Source organism: Novosphingobium profundi (assembly GCF_018491765.1).
In the GTDB taxonomy this organism is placed as follows: domain Bacteria; phylum Pseudomonadota; class Alphaproteobacteria; order Sphingomonadales; family Sphingomonadaceae; genus Novosphingobium; species Novosphingobium profundi.
The window spans coordinates 1-21289 of sequence record NZ_JABWCU010000009.1 but is presented as its reverse complement, the minus strand read 5'-3'; the positions used below and the strand labels follow the sequence as shown (position 1 = coordinate 21289).

Annotated in this window: 24 protein-coding genes and 3 pseudogenes; 9 read left to right on the top strand and 18 right to left on the bottom strand. The window is 60.9% G+C overall.

All coding sequences use genetic code 11. From position 1 onward, the window contains the following. Positions 1–92 precede the first annotated feature (92 nt). Both HT136_RS11295 and HT136_RS11290 read left to right on the top strand, forming a co-directional pair. On the top strand, positions 93–461 hold the full coding sequence (locus HT136_RS11295; RefSeq protein WP_214199879.1) for a hypothetical protein: 369 nt from the start codon (positions 93–95) through the stop codon (positions 459–461). Positions 462–590: 129 nt separating this feature from the next. Then, positions 591–1079, top strand: coding sequence for a DUF805 domain-containing protein (locus HT136_RS11290; RefSeq protein ID WP_214199878.1), 489 nt, complete (start codon positions 591–593; stop codon positions 1077–1079). A gap of 847 nt (positions 1080–1926) precedes the next feature. Here the strand turns inward: HT136_RS11290 and HT136_RS11285 are convergent. The 5 genes and pseudogenes from HT136_RS11285 to HT136_RS11265 all read right to left on the bottom strand — a co-directional run bounded on the left by HT136_RS11285 (position 1927) and on the right by HT136_RS11265 (position 4989). After that, positions 1927–2190, bottom strand: a complete 264-nt coding sequence (locus HT136_RS11285) for a DksA/TraR family C4-type zinc finger protein (protein WP_214200082.1) — start codon at positions 2188–2190, stop codon at positions 1927–1929. 406 nt (positions 2191–2596) lie between these two features. After that, entirely contained in the window at positions 2597–2827 is a 231-nt protein-coding gene (locus HT136_RS11280) for a hypothetical protein (protein ID WP_214199877.1), read from the bottom strand. A gap of 66 nt (positions 2828–2893) precedes the next feature. Then, positions 2894–3157: pseudogene (locus HT136_RS11275) on the bottom strand (DksA/TraR family C4-type zinc finger protein). 110 nt (positions 3158–3267) lie between these two features. Continuing rightward, a complete protein-coding gene (locus tag HT136_RS26285; protein WP_343222169.1) occupies positions 3268–3516 on the bottom strand; it encodes a TonB-dependent receptor in 249 nt (82 codons plus the stop codon). 555 nt (positions 3517–4071) lie between these two features. Further along, complete coding sequence (locus tag HT136_RS11265) at positions 4072–4989, bottom strand: AraC family transcriptional regulator (RefSeq protein WP_214199876.1); 918 nt, start codon at positions 4987–4989, stop codon at positions 4072–4074. A 60-nt stretch (positions 4990–5049) separates the two neighbouring features. Here HT136_RS11265 and HT136_RS11260 point away from each other — a divergent pair, with 60 nt between their 5' ends. Next, complete coding sequence (locus HT136_RS11260) at positions 5050–6012, top strand: oxidoreductase (protein WP_214199875.1); 963 nt, start codon at positions 5050–5052, stop codon at positions 6010–6012. A 66-nt stretch (positions 6013–6078) separates the two neighbouring features. Here the strand turns inward: HT136_RS11260 and HT136_RS11255 are convergent, their stop codons facing one another. The 5 genes from HT136_RS11255 to HT136_RS11235 all read right to left on the bottom strand — a co-directional run bounded on the left by HT136_RS11255 (position 6079) and on the right by HT136_RS11235 (position 10128). Beyond that, positions 6079–6936 carry a sigma-70 family RNA polymerase sigma factor gene (locus HT136_RS11255; protein ID WP_214199874.1) on the bottom strand — a complete coding sequence of 286 codons (858 nt, stop codon included), beginning with the start codon at positions 6934–6936 and terminating at the stop codon, positions 6079–6081. Beyond that, entirely contained in the window at positions 6936–7583 is a 648-nt protein-coding gene (locus HT136_RS11250) for an NAD(P)H-dependent oxidoreductase (protein ID WP_214199873.1), read from the bottom strand. Before HT136_RS11250 ends, HT136_RS11255 begins: the two co-directional genes overlap by 1 nt. Positions 7584–7599: 16 nt before the next feature. Beyond that, a complete protein-coding gene (locus HT136_RS11245; protein WP_214199872.1) occupies positions 7600–8079 on the bottom strand; it encodes a carboxymuconolactone decarboxylase family protein in 480 nt (159 codons plus the stop codon). A gap of 439 nt (positions 8080–8518) precedes the next feature. Then, positions 8519–9379 (bottom strand): 4Fe-4S domain-containing protein, encoded by an 861-nt coding sequence (locus HT136_RS11240; RefSeq protein WP_197166208.1) that lies wholly within the window; start codon positions 9377–9379, stop codon positions 8519–8521. A gap of 14 nt (positions 9380–9393) precedes the next feature. Next, positions 9394–10128: an SDR family NAD(P)-dependent oxidoreductase gene (locus HT136_RS11235; RefSeq protein ID WP_214199871.1), complete on the bottom strand. Its 735-nt coding sequence runs from the start codon at positions 10126–10128 to the stop codon at positions 9394–9396. A gap of 102 nt (positions 10129–10230) precedes the next feature. Here HT136_RS11235 and HT136_RS11230 point away from each other — a divergent pair, with 102 nt between their 5' ends. Further along, positions 10231–10725: a MarR family winged helix-turn-helix transcriptional regulator gene (locus HT136_RS11230; protein WP_214199870.1), complete on the top strand. Its 495-nt coding sequence runs from the start codon at positions 10231–10233 to the stop codon at positions 10723–10725. Between the two features lie 205 nt (positions 10726–10930). Here HT136_RS11230 and HT136_RS11225 read toward each other — a convergent pair whose 3' ends face one another. Next, complete coding sequence (locus tag HT136_RS11225) at positions 10931–11848, bottom strand: NADP-dependent oxidoreductase (RefSeq protein WP_214199869.1); 918 nt, start codon at positions 11846–11848, stop codon at positions 10931–10933. A 33-nt stretch (positions 11849–11881) separates the two neighbouring features. On the opposite strand from HT136_RS11225, the gene HT136_RS11220 reads away from it, so the two are divergent. Beyond that, positions 11882–12706, top strand: a complete 825-nt coding sequence (locus HT136_RS11220; protein WP_214199868.1) for an AraC family transcriptional regulator — start codon at positions 11882–11884, stop codon at positions 12704–12706. A gap of 15 nt (positions 12707–12721) precedes the next feature. On the opposite strand, the pseudogene HT136_RS26280 reads toward HT136_RS11220, so the two are convergent. The 4 genes and pseudogenes from HT136_RS26280 to HT136_RS11205 form a co-directional block, all read right to left on the bottom strand. Next, a pseudogene (locus HT136_RS26280) lies at positions 12722–13016 on the bottom strand (nitronate monooxygenase); the annotation flags it as partial. Between the two features lie 9 nt (positions 13017–13025). Next, positions 13026–13151, bottom strand: a pseudogene (locus HT136_RS26715) (DUF1348 family protein); the annotation flags it as partial. Positions 13152–13249: 98 nt separating this feature from the next. Next, positions 13250–13660: a VOC family protein gene (locus tag HT136_RS11210; protein WP_214199867.1), complete on the bottom strand. Its 411-nt coding sequence runs from the start codon at positions 13658–13660 to the stop codon at positions 13250–13252. After that, positions 13657–14265, bottom strand: a complete 609-nt coding sequence (locus tag HT136_RS11205; protein WP_246543627.1) for a pyridoxamine 5'-phosphate oxidase family protein — start codon at positions 14263–14265, stop codon at positions 13657–13659. The genes HT136_RS11210 and HT136_RS11205 overlap by 4 nt, the downstream gene beginning before the upstream one ends. Before the next feature lie 76 nt (positions 14266–14341). Here HT136_RS11205 and HT136_RS11200 point away from each other — a divergent pair, with 76 nt between their 5' ends. The 3 genes from HT136_RS11200 to HT136_RS11190 all read left to right on the top strand — a co-directional run bounded on the left by HT136_RS11200 (position 14342) and on the right by HT136_RS11190 (position 18691). Beyond that, on the top strand, positions 14342–15235 hold the full coding sequence (locus HT136_RS11200; protein WP_214199866.1) for a LysR family transcriptional regulator: 894 nt from the start codon (positions 14342–14344) through the stop codon (positions 15233–15235). A gap of 596 nt (positions 15236–15831) precedes the next feature. After that, a complete protein-coding gene (locus HT136_RS11195) occupies positions 15832–16107 on the top strand; it encodes a hypothetical protein (RefSeq protein WP_214199865.1) in 276 nt (91 codons plus the stop codon). A gap of 262 nt (positions 16108–16369) precedes the next feature. After that, positions 16370–18691, top strand: a complete 2322-nt coding sequence (locus HT136_RS11190; RefSeq protein WP_214199864.1) for an AAA family ATPase — start codon at positions 16370–16372, stop codon at positions 18689–18691. Between the two features lie 381 nt (positions 18692–19072). Here the strand turns inward: HT136_RS11190 and HT136_RS11185 are convergent, their stop codons facing one another. Both HT136_RS11185 and HT136_RS11180 read right to left on the bottom strand, forming a co-directional pair. Then, complete coding sequence (locus tag HT136_RS11185; RefSeq protein ID WP_214199863.1) at positions 19073–19282, bottom strand: helix-turn-helix domain-containing protein; 210 nt, start codon at positions 19280–19282, stop codon at positions 19073–19075. Beyond that, positions 19279–19683 carry a hypothetical protein gene (locus HT136_RS11180; RefSeq protein WP_214199862.1) on the bottom strand — a complete coding sequence of 135 codons (405 nt, stop codon included), beginning with the start codon at positions 19681–19683 and terminating at the stop codon, positions 19279–19281. Before HT136_RS11180 ends, HT136_RS11185 begins: the two co-directional genes overlap by 4 nt. Before the next feature lie 670 nt (positions 19684–20353). Here HT136_RS11180 and HT136_RS11175 point away from each other — a divergent pair. Beyond that, positions 20354–20716 carry a hypothetical protein gene (locus HT136_RS11175; protein WP_214199861.1) on the top strand — a complete coding sequence of 121 codons (363 nt, stop codon included), beginning with the start codon at positions 20354–20356 and terminating at the stop codon, positions 20714–20716. Between the two features lie 21 nt (positions 20717–20737). Here the strand turns inward: HT136_RS11175 and HT136_RS11170 are convergent. Beyond that, a partial coding sequence (locus tag HT136_RS11170; protein WP_214199860.1) for a HEPN domain-containing protein occupies positions 20738–21289 on the bottom strand: 552 nt, incomplete at its 5' end.

Here is a 21289-nt window from a genome sequence, read left to right as displayed (position 1 = left end):
CCGATGCTGGCGATCGGTCTCAGATGGAAATAGCGGTCGGTCGGCCGTCGACCGATTGCAGACATTCGCACTTTCGCTAAATCAGTGCTGCGATGACACCAGAACCAGACTACACTGTCCCAAAACGTTGGGTGTTTTTCCTTGGCGCGCTTGGGCTCTGTGTTTTTGCCGTCATGATTTTTATCACTCAGGATGGCGACAAAGCTGCTTTATCCGCCTTCGCGTTTATGACTATTGCATTGGCAGCGAGGGTCAGATGGGATCTACGTGGAGAGTGGTATTATTGGCTGCTACTTTTCGTGATGACTTTGGCACACGTCGGCCTAATCGCTGGAACGAAAATTGAGCTGCCGAGCCCGACAATCCAATTTGCGCCTTTTGTAGTGATCGACTTCGCAGCCATTGTGTTTGCAATCTTCGGCGCTGAGCGGGCCGCTAATTCATTCCGGCACCGCGATTAGGCTAATGTCAGCAATCCACCCCGAACTCGCCTTCAGCGGCATTCCGGCCGGCGCCAAAAGCCGCCCGTCAGCAAACGACCGATTGCGGACATCCTCAAAACCGCGCTGCAATCTTCGGGAGAACCCTAATTGCCCTATGAACCCGCAAAAGAGAATGTTGAAATGGCGAGGACTATCGTGGTCACCGCAGTAGTTGGCACATTTGACCTAAGTGGTCGTGCCAGGCGAACAGATTTGCTTGGTTATCTAATAATCAGTGGAATTGTTGGGTTCTTTGCAAATTTCCTCCTGCATTTTTCACTCTCTTTCAAAGCGTCGATCATTGCAGGTGTTCTTATCCAGACTGCATTTTATATCCCGCTTCCTGCGCTATTTGTTCGCCGACTGCACGATCAAGCCAGATCAGGTTGGTTTGGATTACTCATTCTACCCGCGATCGTCATGCAGATATATCAGGGCGTCGCATTCGCAACTGGCACGTTACCCGAAGGATTTTTCAACCCCCTAAACCCTGCGCGGCTTGCGGTGAGTGTTTTTTCCCTTCTGTGCATGGTGTTCGGGCTATGGCCGGGAAGCACCGGCGAAAATAGGTTTGGCCCTGATCCGCGGCAGATATAGCGACGGCAGCTATCCACCCGTCACCGCCATTCTGGCTGCGGATCTGGCGAGGGCAAAAAGCGGACGGACGGGACTAGCGCGCCTCGCTGCGCCATTCATCCGATCAAATCGCTGGGTTGGGTGGCTAGCTGCCGTTCCCGGATGGCAGGTGACAAGCGTCTAGGTCGGCATCCCACACGCCACCACGATCCAAACAACGGTCGCTCGCGATAAGGCCGCGACTAGCCCAACCTGCTGAAATGCCAACGAGGAGGGTGACAAGAACAGCGATCAGAATGCGGGGCTTCATACCGCTAAGCTGTCGATTTTCGGAAGAGCCGTCAACGTCTGCAATTGGTCGGCGGCCGACCGTCCTCTTTTTGCGTTGCCAGATGGACCGCTTATTCCCAGTCGAATGACCGCTTCCGGGAAATCCATAGGAGCCGGCGAACGGCGAGGATGGGCGCAAAGAGGCCTTCTTCTTGCTCGTTGGGAATCTTGTCCGGCGCTTAGCCCGCTCCGACGAAGGCGCAATCAAGCCGCACCTCGTTGAGCAGGCTCTCGATGGCGGCGCGTTGGGCATCGGTGCCGCCAGGCCTGACATCCCAATTGCAATGCGGGTGCGTCCTCCTGTCGCGCACGATGACCTTGCCGACGGCTCGGCGCCAGATCTGAGTGGTGCCGCCATTTTGCCGGACGAGGCGTGTTATCAGCAGGTTATCAGCAGGTGTTCGAGATCGGATGCCGTCATGCCCGCCGCATAGCTGCTCGTGTCGACTATTCCAACACGGCGCGCGCTCGGTCCGTCACCCGAAGGTGTCTAGCCCCAGCCTTCGGGTGCCAAAGGCCGGTCCCGAGGGCGGCGGCGTCAGCGCAATTGGCTGTCCTTGCTGCCGCGCCGGTTGATGCGAGAATAGGCGATCGTCTTGTCACGTTGTCCCTGGCAGGCGACGCAGGTTCGCACGCCTGGCAGAGCTTCGCGCCGACGGGGAGGAATGGTCTCGCCGCACTCTTCGCAGTATTCGAGCCCCTCGCCAGCGGGCATCCGGGCGCGTGCGCCGCGCACCGCGTCGTTTACCGTATCATCAATCTGATCCTGCACCGCACCATCGCGCGACCATCCATCGGCCATATCCATTCCCATTCGTATCGTGGGATACGACGTGGGGACCCGATGCGGGCGATTCAATGCTGCCTCCCTGCCAAACACGGCGCTCAGCTACTGGGGAGAGGGGGCGTCGTCAGCTTGGAGGCATCCGGTGCTTCGGCAAGGTCGACCTCGTCGACTTCGCTGAACGTGCCGAAGGTGGCGCCGTAACGCGCGATGCCGGGGAGGCGATCTCCGGGGCGAACCTAAATCTGGCCGTCGGCGTCTGCGAGGGGCTCGATACGGCTTCCCACCCATCCAGGCTACTGGTCGATCTGCTCGGCAAGGGAAAGCGGACCGGCCGGTCCCTGGCAGGCCAAATCAGCCCCAGAACGACCGACAAGGGCGCAAAGAGGCCTTCTTCTTGCTCGGGGGGAATCTCGTCTGGCGCTTAGCCCGCTTCCACGAAGGCGCATTCAAGCCGCACTTCGTCGAGCAGGCTTTCGATGGCGGCGCGTTGGGCATCGGTGCCGCCAGTCCTGACATCCCAGTTGCAATGCGGGTGTATCTTTCTGTCGCGCACGATGATCTTCCCGACGGCTCGGCGCCAGGTCTGGGTGGTGCCGCCATTTTGCCGGACGAGGCGTGTTATCAGCAGGTGTTCGAGATCAGATGCCGTCATGCTCGCCGCATAGCTGTTCGCGGCGGCTATTCCAACACGGCGCGCGCAGGCGCTTGGGCGGCGGCGTCAGCGCAACTGGCTGTCCTTGCTGCCGCGCCGGTTGATGTGAGAATGGGCGATCCTCTTGTCGCGTTGCCCCTGGCAGGCGACGCACGTTCACACGCCCGGCAGGGCTTCGCGCCGACGGGGGGGAATGGTCTCGCCGCACTCTTCGCAGTATTCTAGGCCCTCGCCAGCGGGCATCCGGGCGCGTGCGCCGCGCACCGCGTCGCTTACCGTGTCATCAATCTGATCCTGCACCGCGCCATCGCGCGACCATCCACCGGCCATATACATTTCCATTTGCGTCGTGGGTTACGACGTGGGGACCCGATGCGGGCGATTCAATGCTGTCGCCCTCAGGCACCGTACTCAGGAGTTGGGGAGAGGGGCTTGCATCGTTAGAAGCGGGCCCGCAGGCCCAGGGTCCAGCGGCGGGGCGCGCCGGGGCCATAGGCGCGCGGGTTGAAGGCATCCGGGGCTTCGGCAAGGTCGACCTCCTCGACTTCGCTTAACGTGCCGAAAGTGGCGTAGTCGCGGTCAAGCAGGTTGCGCACGTTGGCAAAGAGCGAGAAGCCTGGGACCAGTTCCAGGCTCGCGCGGAGGTGGACCAGGACATAGCAGGGGACACGCGGGGTGAGGTTGGCCACGTCGCCGACCAGGCCCTGACCCGAACGCGCGAGGACATCGCGCCTATCGAGAAGGTCCGGCTGCCCAGCAGGCCTTCGTAGTCGGTGCTGAGCGTGGCGCCGTAACGCGCGATGCCGGGGAGTCGATCTCCGGGACGAACCTGGATCTGGCCATCGGCGTCTGCCAGGGGATGCGAGGGGCTCGATACGGCTTCCCTTCTTTGGACGCCCTCACGAACGCAAGCGGTATTTAGGAGATCAGGCACGTAGTCGGATGCTGCCATCTGACCGGCAAGGGAAAGCGGACGGGCCGGTCCCTGGGAAGACAAATTCGCCCTCGAACGACCAGCTTGGGCATCTGACGGCTTCTCCCGCCAGAGCCCCTTCTGGGCCCGACCCTTTGCCGTCATTCAGCCGCCAAAATTCGAGGCCAAGGTGCGGACCGGCAGCTAACCCAGCAGGTATAGATCAAGGCAGGACGTTTACATCAGTTCCGGTGAGCGCCCGATCTTGGCGATCAAGCGAGGTGTCGAGAGAGGCGGCTTTGGCGGCGGAAAGCGCCAAATGAAGGGCATTCTATGACGCCCGAAATTTCCGCCGATATGTAGCAGGAGAGGTGCCCATTTCGCGGCGGAAGGCGGCGTGAAATGCGCTGTCGCTTAGGTAACCCGCCTGTGATGCCACCTCGCTGATGGTCTTCAAGCCTGCGGCAAGCTGACTTGCAGCCACACGCATGCGCCAGTTGGTCGCATAGCCGACCGGCGGCCTCCCGACGCGGCGCGCAAATCGCTCGGCAAAAGCTGATCGCGAAGTACCTGCTAGAATGGCGAGTTCCTCAAGCCGCCAGTGGCGTGCCGGATCGGCATGGATCGCCTGGAGCGCCCTTGCCACAGGAGGGTCGGACAGTCCGCCGAGCCAGCTGGGAATGTCTGTGCCGCCACTGAAATGGCTGCGGAGAGCCTGCACGAACAACAGACGGATCATGTCATCGCATGCGGCTCGCGCGCCGGGCAGATTGCTGCGCCATTCGGTATCGAGTTGGGAGATCAGCCATCCCATCGGCGAGGCGCCCGCTTGATTGGCTTCTGTCAGCAGTAGGCCGGGCAGCAGCGGCAAGATCAAGTCCGCCTGAGCGCTGTCGAAATTCACGCTGCCGCCCAGTATCTCCGTATCCGGGGTCGGTCCCACTCGTGCTTCACTGGCGTCGTTTCCGAACACACTAACGGCATCGATCGCGGGTAGTCCCGGATCGCTCGCCAGCACGAAGGGCGTGCCTGCCACCATGAAGCAATCGCCGGATGACAATCGCCGCGTCGTGCCTTCTGCCAGGATCCAGCAGCTGCCGGAGCGAACAACGTTGAACTTGACGTGAGTTGGTGAGAACCGCAGCGCCCAGTCGCCGCCGGCGGCGAAGCGCACGCTACATGCCGCGCTCGCCTGCACGATACCTAGTACATCCGAGAGCGGATCTGCCGGCGCATCCTGGACGATCACGACGGGAATCCGGATGAATGAGGATCGATCATCCGACCGCTTTACTCCAGAAATCCGCTTATGACGACACTGCAAGAACCCATCGGATCGCCTTTCGGCGCCGCATCCACCGCCGACGACGTGATCGCCGGCATCGATCTTTCCGGCCGTACTGCCATTGTTACGGGCGGCTATTCCGGCCTTGGCCTGGTGACAACCAGAGTGCTTTCCCGGGCTGGCGCAACAGTGATCGTGCCAGCACGCGATATCGAACGGGCGCAAGCAGCGCTCACCGATGTCGAGAAGGTAGAAATCGCGCCCATGGACCTGATCGACGTCGCATCTGTCGCCGATTTCGCCAGCGGTTTCATGGCCAGCAAGCGGCCGCTTCATCTGCTGATCAACAGCGCGGGCATCATGGCCGCACCGTTGCGACGCGATGCGGCCGGGCATGAGGCGCAGTTCGCAACGAACCACCTCGGCCATTTCCGCCTTGCCTGCTTGCTCTGGCCTGCGCTGGTCGATCAGGGCGCTCGCGTCATTGCCGTGTCTTCGCGCGGGCACCAGATCGCGGGCGTTGATTTCGACGATATCGATTTTGAACGCCGTCCATACGACAAATGGGTGGCTTATGGGCAGTCCAAGACGGCGAACGTGTTGTTCGCCCGCGCGCTGGACCGGCGGGGCAAGGGGAGCGGGGTTCGCGCCCTTTCACTACACCCCGGCCAGATCATCACCGATCTGGCCAGGCATCTCTCGGAAGAGGAGATGGCAGGATTTGACGCGCTCGACGCGTGCGGCAAGCCTATCATCGACCCGGCACGCGGCATGAAGACGCCCGAGCAAGGGGCGGCGACAGCCCTGTGGTGCGCAACGAGCCCGCTTCTCGAAGAAAAGGGGGGCGTCTATTGCGAGGATTGTGACGTCGCCGGAATCAACCGGGCGGAAACGGGGCGCAAGGGCGTCGCTCCCTGGGCCATCGACGATGAGGCGGCCGAACGCCTCTGGACACTCTCATCACAATGGACGGGCTGCACCCGCTAGATCGCCGGGCGCTAGCTTGGGAAGTGAGCAAGGCGGGCAGGCTGAGAGCGGTCCGCCTTTCCACCCTCAATGCAGATGCTTCAGCTTGTCGGGATTGCGCATCACATAGATGCCGATGATCCGTTCATTCTCGATCTCCAGCGCAGTGGTCTGCAATTCGCCATCAGATTCCCGCGTGACGAAGCCGGGAAGGCCGCTAATGATCCGCGTGCCGACCAATTGCGAGCCATGCTTGCGGAGCAGCACCGCCAGCGCCTTGTGGAACTGCAGCACCAGACGGCTGCCCAAGATCGGCCGGACCACAGCAGGGCGCTTGCCGCCGCCATCTGAATGCATGGCGACATCGCTGGCCAGCATCGCGCCCAGCGCAGCCATGTCGCCGCTGCGCGATGCCTCGAAGAAGGCTTGTGCGATAGCGAGGCCGCGCTGTTTCTCGACCGCGAAGCGGGGTCGCGCCTCCCGCACATGGGCGCGGGCGCGCGCGGCAAGCTGGCGGCAGGCAGCGGCGTCTCTATCAATGGTTGCGGCAACCTCGTTGAACGCCGCGCCAAACACATCGTGCAGCAGAAAGGCCGCGCGCTCGAGTGGTGACAGCCGTTCCAGCGCCAGCATCAACGGCAGGGTCACGTCCTCTTCTTCTTCCTCGTCCAGCACCGGGTCGGGCAGCCAGGGGCCGATGTAGGTCTCGCGGAGGTGTCGGGCGGATTTGAGGTGATCGAGGCACAGGCGCGTAACGGTCGTGCGCAGGAAGGCCTCCGGCTCGCGGATTGCCGCGTGGTCGGTGCGCAGCCAGCGGATAAAGGCGTCCTGCACCACATCCTCCGCGTCCGCGACCGAACCGAGCATTCGATAGGCGACCCGGATCAGGCGGGGGCGGAGCGGTTCGAAGGCATCCACGGCGGCATCTGAGGGTTGCGGTTCCATCACCCGTTTACCGCATGCGCCATGGCTGACTCGCCACCTTGCCTGCCGGCGAACACCGGATCCTGAAGCATGGCCCTGGCTCCTGCTGCCATCGCGATGCCAGCCTGCACCGGATTCACCAGCCCTTCAAGATAGATGAAGCGCACATCGGATATGCCGATAGTGGACAGCACATCAGTGAGATAGCCAGTCAGATGGTCCGGCTGCCCGGCTTCCTTCCCGGTGACCGCCCCGCCAGAAGTCACCACCACCAAAACTGGCCGGTCGCCCAACAACCCGGTTTTCACGCCGTTCACGGGTGCGAAGCTGCGGCTATGGCGAAGCACCAGGTCGATCCACAGCTTCAGGCTGGCGGGCACGGTGTAATTGTGCATGGGCGTGGCGATGGTGATAAAGGCCGCATCCTCTACCTCGCGGATCAGCGTTTCGGAAAGGTCAAAGGCGGCATGCTCGCTCGGTTGCCGCGCCAGCACCGCATCGGCATAGGAGGACGGGATGACCGACCGGGCAAGTGTTGACAGGTCGCGCTCCACAAGCGCCAGCGAGGGATCCGCCGCCTGAAGGTTGGCAGCAGCCTGCGCCGCCAGCGTGGCGCCGCGCGAAGCGGCGCCATAGGGGCTGGCAAGGATGGAAAGAATGGACGCCATCGGCCTGCTCCTGTTCTCAGGCGAGGCCGGCGCGGTCGAGGCCGAAGGCCTTGTCCGCCGATCCCGGTACGGAGCGGAAAGCAATGGAAGCGCGGTTCCAGGCGTTGATGACCATGACCATGTAGGTAAGGTCGATCAGTTCTCGCTCCGAGAAATGTTCGCGCGCGTCGTCATAGATGGCATCCGGCACGCCATCGGCTGACAGGCGCGTCACCGCCTCTGTCCACTCCAGCGCGGCGCGCTCCCGGTCATCGAACAGGGGCGACTCCCGCCAGATCGCGACATGATGCAATCGAAGCGGGCGTTCCCCCTGGAGCGTCGCCTCCTTGATATGCATGTCCACACAAAACGCGCAGCCATTAATCTGCGAGGCGCGGATCTCGACAAGGGAGAGAATTGCCTTCTCCAATGCGCCCTTCTTTACCGACAGGGTAAGATCGGTCAGCTTCGCGGTGAGTTCGGGATGCTGCTTCAGATGGTCCAGACGCTGCGACATGGCTTGCTCCTTGAGTGTTGATGCAAGCCTTGACGAAGCAGCGCGCCGGGATGTGACATTGGACGGAAATCAATCTGGCGCGGATGCCGCGCAGAGATGCTCCAAACTGTGGCTCACGGCAGTTGCTCGGTAATATGAACCGATGGCAGCTATCGGAAGCCAATGACTGATGCGCCAATGGCGGCTCTGTCGGCGAGTGCTGACGATCGTGGTGGCCCGTCTAACGTCTGTTTTCCGCGCTCTTGCTCCTAAAAGCTGCCGGGTCTGTAAACGGCCATTTTAAGCCACCTAGCATCACACCTGTTCCCTTCCCTAGGCCATGCGGTGTGGACAAATTTACTGGCCTTGGAAGGTGGCAATTGAGGCTTGAAAAACCAAGGCGCATGGTAGGCGGCAGATGTGCTGCCAACTGGCACCTCGACCGGATCTAGCCTGATCTTCACTCGGCACCCTCTCGCCTGAGCAGGTCGTCGAGATGTCGAACCATCTCTGGCGCTGACATTTCAATGCTTCCGCCGTGCCCAGCGAAAATTCGAGAAAACCCCAAACCCCGCAGAGCCGCGATCGACGCAATCTGCTGGTCCCAGTCGAACCAGCAATAGCGCCTGTATCCACGCAGCCGCCGCTCGTTGTGATCCCATGCCAGTGTATCGCCTGTAAACAACGTATCTCCGGCGACCAGATAGGCCACGCTTCCGCGCGTATGACCCGGGATCGGCACGATCCTGATTTCGGGATGGGGCGAGGCAAGGTCGTCGTCGTGAATGATCCGATTGGCAAAGGGCGCGGCATCGGCGTCCGCCTGGTGAATCCAAACATCAGCACCGAAATATTCGGCATAACGTTTAGTATCACCGATATCGTCGCGATGAGTCAGAAGGATGTGATCCAGCCCGCCGCGCTGCTCCATCCAGCTTGCCAGCCGGGTCGACCATCCCGGCCCGTCCACAAGGAAATTCATATCGCCCGCGCGGCCGAAGTAAGAGTGCGCCCCATAGGAACCTTTCGTGTTGTGGCCCATCCGAAAATAGCCAGCGACCTCTTCGGGAAACAACGGTCCGTATTTAGGCAGACCATCCGGCGGCCTTACAGCGCCGACCGGGCACAATTGCGCGGCCTTCCAGGCGGCCTCGATCTCTTTGTCGGTTTCCGGCTGCCTGGCGAATACCGATTGGCCACTTTTTTCAACCAGCAATTCAGGGGCGATGGAACGCGATGCCATGCAATTGATGCATCGCGATTCCACAGTCCATCGGTCGCCTGTCGTCCCGCCTTCGGTCTGCCTGTCGTTCATCGGCATGAAGTCGATACTCCTCAGTGGAAAGTTGCGCCGCCATCGATCACCATGATCTGGCCGGTCAGGAATTCGGCCGCATCGCTCGCTAGAAAAACGCATGCCCCGGCAAGATCGTCTGGCCGCTCCTCCCTGCGGATTGACCGAGAGGCGACGACGCCGTCGCGCATCGCCTGCGAAAACGCCGCGTTGCTCTCGATCCCTTCGGTGATCGTCAGGCCGGGCGCGAGTGCGTTGACGGTCACCCCATCCTGCCCGACTTCGGTCGCCAGAGAGCGGGTCAACGAAACGATCGCGCCTTTGCTGGCGATGTAATGAAGCATATTGGGCACGCCGATGAACGCCGTGCCAGAAGTGAGATTGATGATCCGCCCCCAGCCCGAACGGCGCATGTGACCGATGACCGCGCGACTGCACAGAAACTGGCTTAGGACGTTAGTCTGCAGAACGCGTGCGAATTCTTCAGGCGGAATCGCATCGAACGGTCGCAAATCCAGAGCACCGGCAATCGCCGCATTGTTGACGAGAATATCGACGCCGCCCGCTTCCTCTTCAATCCGACTGACACACCGCTGGACGCTATCGACATCGGCCACATCACATTGCAGGGCCTGGATGTTCGTCTCGGGCTCATCCTCCCAGGACAGGTCGGCACCATATACCCGGTGGCCTGCCCCGGCGAGGGCTCTGGAAAGCGCTGCACCAATGCCGGTTGCAGCGCCTGTGACCAGTGCGGTCTTGGTCTGAGAGGTCATAGCAAAATATCCTAATATCCTGTTGTCCTGTATCGAGGTGGCCATGTGCGAGGGGCCACGCTAAGATATGCTTAGTTTACCTAACTACCTAGGGGCCCTTTTGTGCCGAAGAATGTCGCCCACGCGCGTTTCGAGCGATATTCGCTTATCGCCCAGCAATTCGGAGCGCGGACGGTTATGTTTCAGCAGGCAGCGGCGCGGCTGCTCGACCTCAACGTCACGCAGTTGGAATGCTTGCAGCTGATCCGTCATCTGGGACCGATCACTGCCTCGGACCTTGCGCGCGAGATCGGCATCACGCAGGCGTCAATGAGTGTCGTGGTGGGGAGACTGATCGAGCGCAGGCTGGTTTCGCGAAACCGTTCTTCCGATGACAAGCGCAGGCGCCTCCTGCAGCTTACGGAAGGCACAGCTGCGTTCGTCGACGCAGTCTATGACAGGCACGTCGCGCGGATGAAGGCCATCATCGACGGCATCTCGGAAACCGAACTCGATAGCGCTCTTTCGTTCATGCAGATCCTCGAAAAAGAGATGCGCACGACGGCGATCGAAATGAACAAGAGCGCGGGTGACATGGGGAACGATCCGCTGTTTTAGCAGCGCGCCTGGCAAGTGACGACATCAGGTCCGACCTTTGCCTACGTCTGCTTTCGCGAGTTTTCGACCAAAAGCCGCCAGTCCGCAATCGGCTAAATTCTTACCCGTAATCAGCCTCGTGAATGTACGGCAGGTTTCGGCGGGCGGTTCAGGGGCCGGGAATGACGGCTCTGTCGGCGTAACTGGACAGGCCCCCAGCAGCACCTTAAGCGAACGACAGGACAATCTTCCCGCGAACTCGCCCAATTTCGGAGAGCTCAAGGGCGTCCTTGACCTGACTGAACGGAAAGATCTGGTCGACATGGGGAGTGAGCTTGCCACTTTGGACCATTTGCCCAATCTCGCCGAGGGACTCGCTGTTTGGAACAGTGAAGGAGCGCTTGACCGTTACCCCAAATCGCTCGGCCTCGTCGCCTGCGGGAAAAGCCACCACCGTTACCATGACGCCGCCTTGGCGTAGTGTTCGAAACGCCCGCTCGAAGGTGTCCGATCCGACCGTGTCGAAGACCACATCGATGTCCCGGACCAAATCTTCAAACGGATCAGCAGTATAGTCGATGACCACGTCTGCACCCAGACCGCGTACGAAGTCCAGATTTCGTGGGGATGCCAACGCGGTGACATGAGCGCCAGATGCCTTGGCCAGCTGGACAGCCAGCGACCCCACGCCGCCTGATGCGCCGGTAATCAGCAAGCGCTGGCCTTCCTTCAGGCCGCCTTCGTCGAACATCGCCTGCCATGCCGTCGTTCCGGCCAGCGGAAGAGTCGCGGCCTGCACGGCATCGATAGCCGCGGGTTTGAGCGCGATATTTGCCGCATCCACGACGAGATACTCCGAGAATCCGCCCGTCTTGACCATTCCAAAGACGTCATCGCTGATCGCGAAGGCCGAAACATCGCTTCCGATTTCCTCGATCACGCCGACAAACTCGCTACCTAGGCGTATGGGAAGCGTCATACCCATACGTGCACCGGCCCCATTGCGAATCTTCCAGTCGACAGGGTTGATCCCCGCGGCTCTCACCCTGACCAGAACTTCGTTCGAGCCGGGCACCGGGCGGTTCATGTCCGCCAAATTGACGACATCGTTGGAGCCATATTCTTCGATCAGCGCAGCGAGCATGTTTGACCCTTTGTCACTTGAGATTACTTGCACATGATCGTATCAGCTTATCTCATCGATATGCAGCCAACATACATCGACAACACGCCATCCTCGCCGTTCGACATTACCCTGCACAAGGTGTGCAAACGGCGCGCGGAAGCCTTGCCAGAGCATGACCACGATCACGCGCAGCTTACCTACGTAGCTTCGGGAATGGCGCAGCTGCGAACTGCAAATGGGATTTGGCTGCTTCCCCCGCAACTCGCGGCTTGGGTTCCTTCGGGAGTGCGGCACCGGCTTGACATCATGACGGATGCCGAAGTCTGGATCATGCTGTGGGATCCTCGCGCGATAAAGGCGTGGCGACCGGATGGATTTCCGGCGCATTCCTTCGTTTCGGGCATGTCACCCTTGCTGCGCGGCCTCTTGGATGCGCTCTCGCAAGGCGACCTGGCTTCGGAACGCGGCGAGATCATGTGCCGATTGGCGCTTCACGAACTGAGCGTTATCAAGCAGGCGCCAACGTACCTCCCCATGCCGGAAAGCGAGATCGGAATGCGCGTCGCCGAAATTGCCCTTGCGGACCATCGCAACGAATTGCCACTTGAGATACTGGCATCGCGCGCTGCGACGTCGACCCGCACAGCAAGCCGGCGCTTCCCGGAAGAAACCGGTATGACATTGAAAGCATGGCGCCAGCGCGCGCGCATACTCTGGGCTTTGCCCGAACTTGGAGCCGGCAAGCCGATTTCGCGCGTCGCTTTGGAAGCCGGCTTCGCGAGTGTCGCCGCCTTCTCCCACGCATTCCGGCAGGTAATGTCATCAACACCTAGCGAATTTCTCTCAGCGCCTAAGTTTGACCGCGGGCCTTCTTGACGCATCGGGTAAGCATCACTCATCGAAAGCAGTGGGCATCGCTCGGCAGCGCTCCATTTGGTCGCGCGAGGTTCGCACCAGCCTGGCGGCCGGCATAACACGGGTGAGCGGCGCACCTTGGCCGGCCTATTGCGCTCCGAAACCGTATTCACCTTACCTTTGCGGCAGCGTGAAGGGCTTTCCCGGCATCGTAGGCGATTGGATAGGCCGGCGGAAGCCGTCCGCCCTGCCGGCCGGCCATGGCCGTGAACCGGTTGGTGAGCGCTCGCGCGGGACGGCCGGATATGAGCGATGTCAGCTTTGTATGGTGGCCCCATGATCATCCGGTACGCTTGCGACGCCATTTGCCGGTCGGGAAGGCTATATTGGCGTCGCGGGCCTGCAAGAATTCGGACCGGTTCCGCCACTGACTGTCATTGGTATAGGCAAGGGCTACGCGCGCGGGATCGCGACCGTTTCAACCATCTTAGGCAGCGCGGACCTTTTGCAAGGCAGTTTCGCGAGTAAGCGGGGCAAGGACGGTCGCGACATCGACGTTTCCTTTCAAGCAAAAGGCGTGGCGAACTCGAGTCGAATGCCACCGGGAATGAAGACGAGAAAGTGGCGTGTCGAAGAACCCGCTTGGATCGGGCTCGGTGCGGCATCGACCATGACTTCGGGATGCGCGGTCACCGCCTGCCACGCTGCGTCCAGGGCCGCATCGTCAGCAACTGCCAGCGAAAGATGATGGAGGCCGATATTGGCTCGCCGGTCAAAGGCTCGGGCGGTCAGTGGGTCGGCCGCGCGCCACAAGGTCAGCAGGATTGCGCCATCCGACACGAAAATGGACGGATAATCGGGGACGCCGCCCACCTCCGCGAAACCCAGAGTGCCGCAAAAAAATTCCCGCGCCTGCTCGAGATCGGGCACGGTGAGGCCGACGTGATGGACACCTCGAGTGAGCTTACCGATCATGATGAGTTTCCTTCCAGTTGGGCGATGCGGCTACGTAGCGCCGCGATTTCGTCGATGAGGGGCAGGGAAGCACGTCGGACTTCCTCCTCGGTGAAGCGCGGGGTGATGTGCTGCGGGCAGTTCCAATCGAAGCCGATGACGTCGATCAGGAAGGCGCGCTCGGGCAATGCCGCGTAATCGGGCGGCATCAGCGCGGTGATCACGGCCGGCTCTTCGCTCGCGTGGGCATGGCCGATAATCTTCAGGCGTCGACGGTTCGGATAGTCCATCAGGAACAGCGCGACACGGTCGTCGGCTGCGACATGGGCCGTGGAAAGATATTGCGATTGCCACGAAAGTCGGTGAAGCCGATGCGATTTCCCTGAAGATGCCTCAGAATGCCCGGCGGCCCACCGCGATGCTGGACATAGGGCCAACCGTCTTCGGAAACGCTCGCCATGTAGATAGCTATCGCGAGCCACAATGAAGTCGATTTCGCGGTCGGTCAGTATATCGAGCGGCCCCGCTTCCTCCTCCATGCGAGCATACGCGCCGCGGGAACCGGCGGCCTCCTGAAGCGCGCGAGCCCCGGGACCGAATAGGGTATGGATGAAGGTCTGTGCCATGCCGCGAGAGATAACGCATTGCAGTGATTGCGATAATACACGATGATCGGCGATCACTATTTCAATTTGAGGAATAATGGACCGCTTTGAAAGCCTATCCGCCTTCGTCGCCGTAGCCGAGCAACGCGGATTTGCGGCCGCCGCCCGAACGCTGGGAAGGTCGCCACCAGCCATTACGCGGGCAGTCGCTGCGCTGGAGCGGCATCTGGGCGTAACGCTGTTCCATCGCTCGACACGGGCCGTGGCGCTAACGGCCGACGGCGCAGCGTTTCTCGATCGGGCACGACGGATATTGACCGAACTGCGTGAGGCCGAGCAGATTGTCATGGGCGGGCGATCCATGCCGCGCGGGCAGCTCTATGTGACCGCGCCGGTGGTGTTCGGGCGCCTCCATGTACTCCCAGTCATCAATGCAATGCTGGTGCGCCATGCAGGCCTGAGTGCGCGCATGATGCTGCTCGATCGCAATGTCCGCATCGTGGAGGAAGGGATCGACGTGGCAGTGCGGATCGGCGCACTATCTGAAAGCACCTTGCGTGCCGTGAAGATAGGATCCGTCCGGCAGACCATTGTGGCGAGCGCAGCCTATCTCGCCAAACATGGCGTGCCCTCCGTTCCCGCAGATCTGAACACACATCGCTGCGTCGTGGGCAGCGGGGTGCGTGTCAGTGGCGCCTGGCCATTCGGCGCGCGCGGCGGCGACATGGTGGAGGTAATCCCGCGCCTGACCGTCAACAGCATAGATGCGACAATCGCCGCGGCCGAGGCCGGCATAGGCCTCGCCAATGTGCTGAGCTATCAGTCAGCCGCCCACATCGCTAGCGGCGCATTGGTGGAAGTGCTGGCAGATCACGCACCACCGCCCATGCCGGTAAGCCTGCTCTACGATCCCGGTCGAGCCGTCATGCCCGCGGTTCGCGCTTTCATCGGGGCTATGCAGGAGCAGGCAAGACAGAACGTTTGGGATTGAGGGAAAATTGCTACTGACGTCCGACGCCCGAAAGAGGTGATCGAACGGCGTCGATCGTGACGCTCTCACCCCCCCCGCTCAAGGTCCGACGTGGCGGAGGGCAGCTGTGGCTGCGCGAACTCTTTAGAGATGAACGGTCGGCAGCTTCCGATGCCACGATCCGGCCTTGGCAAAGGCGGCAATGTCGGACGAACCGGAACGTCTCCTTCCAGAAGCGTAGATTGGGATAGCGGACGTTCCGGGCTGCGCACCAGCAGGCCAGATTCGCGCCCCATAATCGCCCACCCATGCAGGTTTGGGCTGTTCCTGAAAGCGGACGCGGTCAGCTCTCGGCATCTCCAAGGTGAAGCGGCCGTTCGAAGTCCCCCTCGGCCCGCCACGCACCGCCGCGCGCCGCCGTTGCCGTCCCACACACCGTAACGATTTCGCTGCCGCTATAGGACGCCGAGCAGCAATAGGGTGCCCATTCCGCCTCTTCACGCCAACCCCGGGCGCACCTCTTCGACGTTCGAACCGCGACTGGTTGCAAATAAACGAAATGGGCTCGACTCTGATATTCCTCTTTTTTACGTTCTGCAGCAACCTAGGAGGGCAGTATGTCGGTTTTGCTGGTGACGTATGACTTGGACGAACCCAGCCGGAATTATGATGGTTTGATCAAGGCCATCAAGAAGAGGACGTGGTGCCACGCTTTAGATTCGGTGTGGTTTCTCGACACGGCTGATGATCCTGCGACTGTGCGGGACGAACTCAGTAAGGAATTGGATAAAGGCGACCAGCTATATGTCTTTCGACTTCGGAAGCATTGGGCCGCCCACAAGAAGGACTCGGCCACCGAGTGGCTTAAGTCAAATAGCCGGACTTGGGACTAAGCTCAGGCTCGAGCTGAAAATTCGCTATTCGACGAAGTCGGAGCGCTTTTTGGGCGCCGTGGTCAACGGGTTGCTAAAGGTTTGATGGGTAACGACACCTGTGGGGGGACGGATGAGGCTTTCGACCGTATACGCGCGCTTTTACAAGTCGTTCAATTTTGACCGCATCAGGAAGGCAAAGCCAGGCGGCTCTCCCCGAGGGGACTGGGAGTTATATCGTGGGCAATGGTTTCCCTACATAGAGGTGAGGATCGACGATCGCTTGACAACAGTCGTTGGCGCGAACGAGTCGGGCAAGAGCCATCTCCTCAGCGCCATTGAGAGGGCCGTTAGCGGCGAGGGTTTCGCTCGTCGAGATCTGTGCCGCTACTGTGAGTTTTTCGGCGTCACGGCAGAGCAAGCGAGTTGGCCGCACCTCGGGGTCGCTTGGTCTGGCGTTATGCCGGACGAGTGGGATGCTATCCGTAGCACTATCGGTTCAACAGCGCCTGCCGTGGCGGAATTCATGATGTTCCGCGAGGGGCCGGACTTGTTGACCGTTTGGATTCCGTCCGAAAATGGGTGGGAGCCGCATCAGCTTGATAAGCCAACAGCGGACCGCTTCACGGCATTGTTGCCCAGCACGTACCGTATCCACTCGGATGTCGCCCTGCCCGACAGCGTGCCTTTCAGGTGGATCGTCTCGGGCAACCCAGCCGGCGTGCGTCGCGTGCGCGCATCGCTACTCGACAGCATGTCGTCGCTCTCGGGTATGATTGGTCAAGATGCATCCTCGGTCGCGAGCAACGCGCCAAGCATCTTTAGTCTGCTCAGGCCTCTAATGGACGAACTCGCCGAGCCCGCCCCAACAGCGGATGATGGTCGAGCGCTGGATCTTGCCCGCAGCCTGCTGGTTGACTTGGCGCAGATCGACCCGAAGGCAATCGTCGAGCTTGCTGACGCGATCGCGGACGGTGCTGATGGTTATGCGAACGCCTTAGTCGAACGCATCAATGCCCAGATCGAGCAGGCTTTGAACTTCCGGCGCTGGTGGGTGCAGGACCGCGACTTCTCACTTCGCGTTGACACCCGCGAGCACGACTTGGTCTTCACGATCCGTGACCGCACAGGAACCGAATACACATTCGCCGAACGTAGCAGCGGGCTAAAGTATTTTCTCTCCTACCTCATCCAGTCTCAGGCCCATCGGCCTGGGACAAGGGAACGTATCCTGTTGATGGACGAGCCCGACACCTATCTGTCGGCCGAGGCGCAGCAGGACCTTATGCGTATTCTGCGCGATCTTGCGGAGAACCAGCCCGACCGTCCGGCGGTCCAGGTGGTTTACGTCACTCACTCGCCGTTCCTGATCGACAAAAATCACGCTGAGCGCATCCGCGTGCTAGAAAAGGGATGGGGCAGAGACGGCACGCTAGTCGTCGATAACGCCGCGCAGAACCATTACGAGCCTCTCCGCTCAGCCTTCGGTGCCTTCGTTGGCGAGACGGCGTTCGTGGGTTCCGCCAACCTGCTGGTAGAGGGGATCACAGAGCAGGTCCTTCTCGCTGGTGCCTCCCGCTCGATCCGAAAGGCAGGTCGCCCGGAAAATGAGTCCCTCGACCTCAACGGCATGGTCATCGTGCCATGCGGGTCGGCGAGCCATATTCCTTACATGGTGCATCTCGTGCGAGGGCGCGACGCCGAGAAGCCCCCAGTCGTCGTACTGCTCGATTCCGACAAAGCTGGCGACGACGCAGTCAAACTCCTCAAGCGGAAGCCACTAAGCGGCCTATTGACGACAGAACTGGTCCTCCAGCTCGGAAAGGTGTCTCAGGATGTCGGCAACGTCGTCGAGATCGAGGACCTGCTGCCACCGGGGCTCGCCGCAGCCGCAGTCAGCCTGTGTGTTCAGGAACTCGCCATGTACCGCGCCGCGAGCGCAGCGACAGTGACCGCCGAGGAATTGGGCGGGCGCGAGGTCGGCACAGGCATGTTCGACCACATCGAGGCGGTTCTTGCCGGCAAGGATATCAGGATCGAGAAGCTACCGTTCGCTCGGGCCGTTGTTAGCCTATGCGAAAATCCGGACGCCGAACTTACCGCCGATGTCGACCTTTATCTCGCCCGGATGGGCAAGCTATTCGTCGCGCTGAACCGACTTCGTCGCAAAGCTGAGGCGGAGGCTGGGCGCGATCGTCTCAGCCATCTGGTTGACCGGGAGCAGCAACTGTTCGTGCGAGATCATGCGCGAACAGCTACGAAGGAAGAAGTCGCCAATCTACTCGAGAAGATCGAGAACCTCTTGGACTCCTCTGTCGAGGCGGAGGCGATCCGTCGCTCGACACAACGGATCCGGCGCGAACACCGGCTCGAGGACGATCCGGTCGATGCCGTCTCTAACCTGCCCGCACTGACGACCTCGCTCGCCGCGCTCAAGGATTCGCTTAAAATTGAGCGCCAGGTCGTGACTGCCGCGACAGTCGCTGGACCAGAGGCGGAGCCGGAAGTCCCGTTCGATGGCTCAGCAGCGCCAAATGAGGAAGTTGCCCCCAAGGCTGGGGGCAAAGGCGATGAGACAAAGGAGGATGAGCAGCAGGGCGCCTAATCATTTGTTCCGCATCGGGGCGCTATGTGCAGTTCCCCTCATTCTCAGATAGGGGCCTTATATTAGGACTATAGCGTACAAATAGTGCTCATCATCGGGCGTGGCCTGCCATACTCCGCCGTTTCCGGTATACCCACTGAGGTCAGTCATGCGTGGCCATGTCCCGCAAAGCAGCCTGTCCGCTTACGGCCCAGGAGGCGCCATACCTGGCCGCGTGAATGAACGGCCGGTTTCAACGGCCAAGCAAAGCGCCGCTAAGGTCGGCTTTGTCAGCGGATGTGGCCATCAGGCAGATGCGATCCGAACGTCCGGCTTCCTCTTTCAGCGCTCCAAAGGCGACTGTCGGCTGAGTCCCAGGAGCTGGCATTCAGGAATGCTAACTCAATGCCCATTTTCAGAGCGTCGAGCCTGGTCGATCAGATCCTTCAAGCTGGCATACGGCACAAGCGTCATGGTGCCGACCTTGACGACTTCGATGCGGCCCTCTGCAATCAGCTCGTAGAGCTTTGAACGGCCGATGCCGGTCAGTCGGCAGGCCTCCGGAATGCGAACAGAGATCGGCTCGATCGGCGTGCTGGTTTTCTGAATCATAGATCAAACTCCTGCTGGTCCGCGAGCCCGGATGGGCTGGTCATTTGCCGAGCACTTGCCTCGTCACGATGCACGGTTTTGCGCACCGATTGGTGGGGCGTTTTGGAACCGACGTGTGCTCGCACCTCTCCATGAGAATGCCCTTCCGACGCAGCGGACAACTGGGCGTCTAAAAGGATATTGATGATCCGATCGAGCTTGGCCTCAAACTGCATGGCTTGGCAGTCTTGGCGATCGCACACGCCCATGACCGGAGTTTGGGTGTCCTGTTCGAACCAGGCGGCCAATGCCTTAGTCAGGATAAGGGTCTTCGAGTTGCCGGGCTCGGCAGCCGCCTTCGCAAGGCTCTCGGAAAGGCCGTCGGGCAAGTAGAACTGATGGCGGGTTTTGGCGGTCGGCATACACGCGAGATTGCACGATGCCGCGCCGGTTCGGCAGTGCCTGTCCGGTGCCGATCGGTACCTTTGTCGAACCGCAATTCCTGAGCCAGGCAAGCTTGCCAACTACCGGCCCCAAACGCACCCGTGACGCGCACTTGTGCAAGGCGTGCTTGCCTGCCTGTTTGAACGCAATCCTGGCTGCCCCTCAGGCCGCGCCAGTCGATGACTGCCCTGTCCAGATTAAGGGCGCGACTGGCGGACAAAATGCCGCATCGCCGCCTCGTACTTTCGAGACGCCATAGCCCGCGCTTTGCCAGCGCGGATCCACGGGATCTCCCGTCGCAAAGGCTCGGTGCAAAAGCGGATCAGCCTCCAGGCACGGGCGCTACTGCAAATCCGGCACAAGCCCGCATTGCAGCCAGCCGAATGGGCCATGTGAACCGGCTTCACGCCATGTCTCGCAAGTGTCTCGCCCAAACAGCGACTATCTCTCTAAAAAACGATGTGCAGACAGATGCTTACGGGTGGCGCGAGACACCCTTTTCTCTTGCCCTCGCCACCATTTCCTTCCCTCATGCTTTCCCGCGCCTTGCCTCCAACTGCCTCCCCCTCCCAAACCCTCCTTCTTTCATATGTTCGCCATATGTTCTACTCTTGCGTTCTAACTTGAGTCGCATGGAGGTATGACAGCATGGGTGTTCACATCGAGGTTGGAGGGCGATCGTGCCTGCTGCTGACGGGCGATATCGAGACGCGTCTCGATGTGCCCTCGCGCGGGATTACCGAGGGGTTTTCGCTGGCGTTTTCGGATGGAACCTTGCTGCGTGGGACGTTCCTGGACGATGCCTCCAGCTGCCATTTTGCCCTCGCGGTCGAAGGCGCAGCGCAGGTTCGCATCACGCGTCACGATGACGGTGACCGGGTCGATCTGGACTGGGGTTTCGAGTGGATCACGCTCGCTTGCGGCCAAGAAACCCTGCAGCCGGAAGCGGCCGATGCGGACGAGGATGTGCTGCAGCTCACCCTCGACATCGTTGTCGAGGAGCGCGTCTGAAAGGGAATGGAAACCAGCCGCTCAGCTGGCTTCGCGGGCGGTCTCTTCGAGCTGGGCGATGCGTTCGGAGCACACGGTCTGGACGACGCGGCCGAGTTCCTCGACCTGTTCGCCGAGCCAGGTCAGCTCTTCCTCGCTCACGGTGTAGTGCTTGGAGTAGCGCGCCTTGACGTAGGCTTCCTTGAGCTTCTCGAACATGCCGCGCTGCCAGCGGTTCTCACGCGGCCAGGCGTAGACCAGCCGGGGATCGAGACGCTCGGCCTGGGTGCGCAGGAACGCCAGATTGTGGACGTGCGGGGTGTAGAAGGTCGAGACTAGCAGGACGCAGTGATAGAGGCGCTCGGTGGCCTGATGGAGATCGAAAGCAGCATCTTTGAAAAAGCTCTGCGAGATGTCGAACTTAGCGATTTCATACCGCTTGAGTGCAGCGGGATACCACTCTTCGAAGTACTCCTTGGCCAGATCCAGCGCGGCATGCGGGGTCTTGGGTTTTGGGGTCGCCAGCTCGCTGTCGTCGGCCTCGTAAAGCGCGATGCCGTCGCGGGCGATGTCCATGAAGAAGTAGCGGCCCTG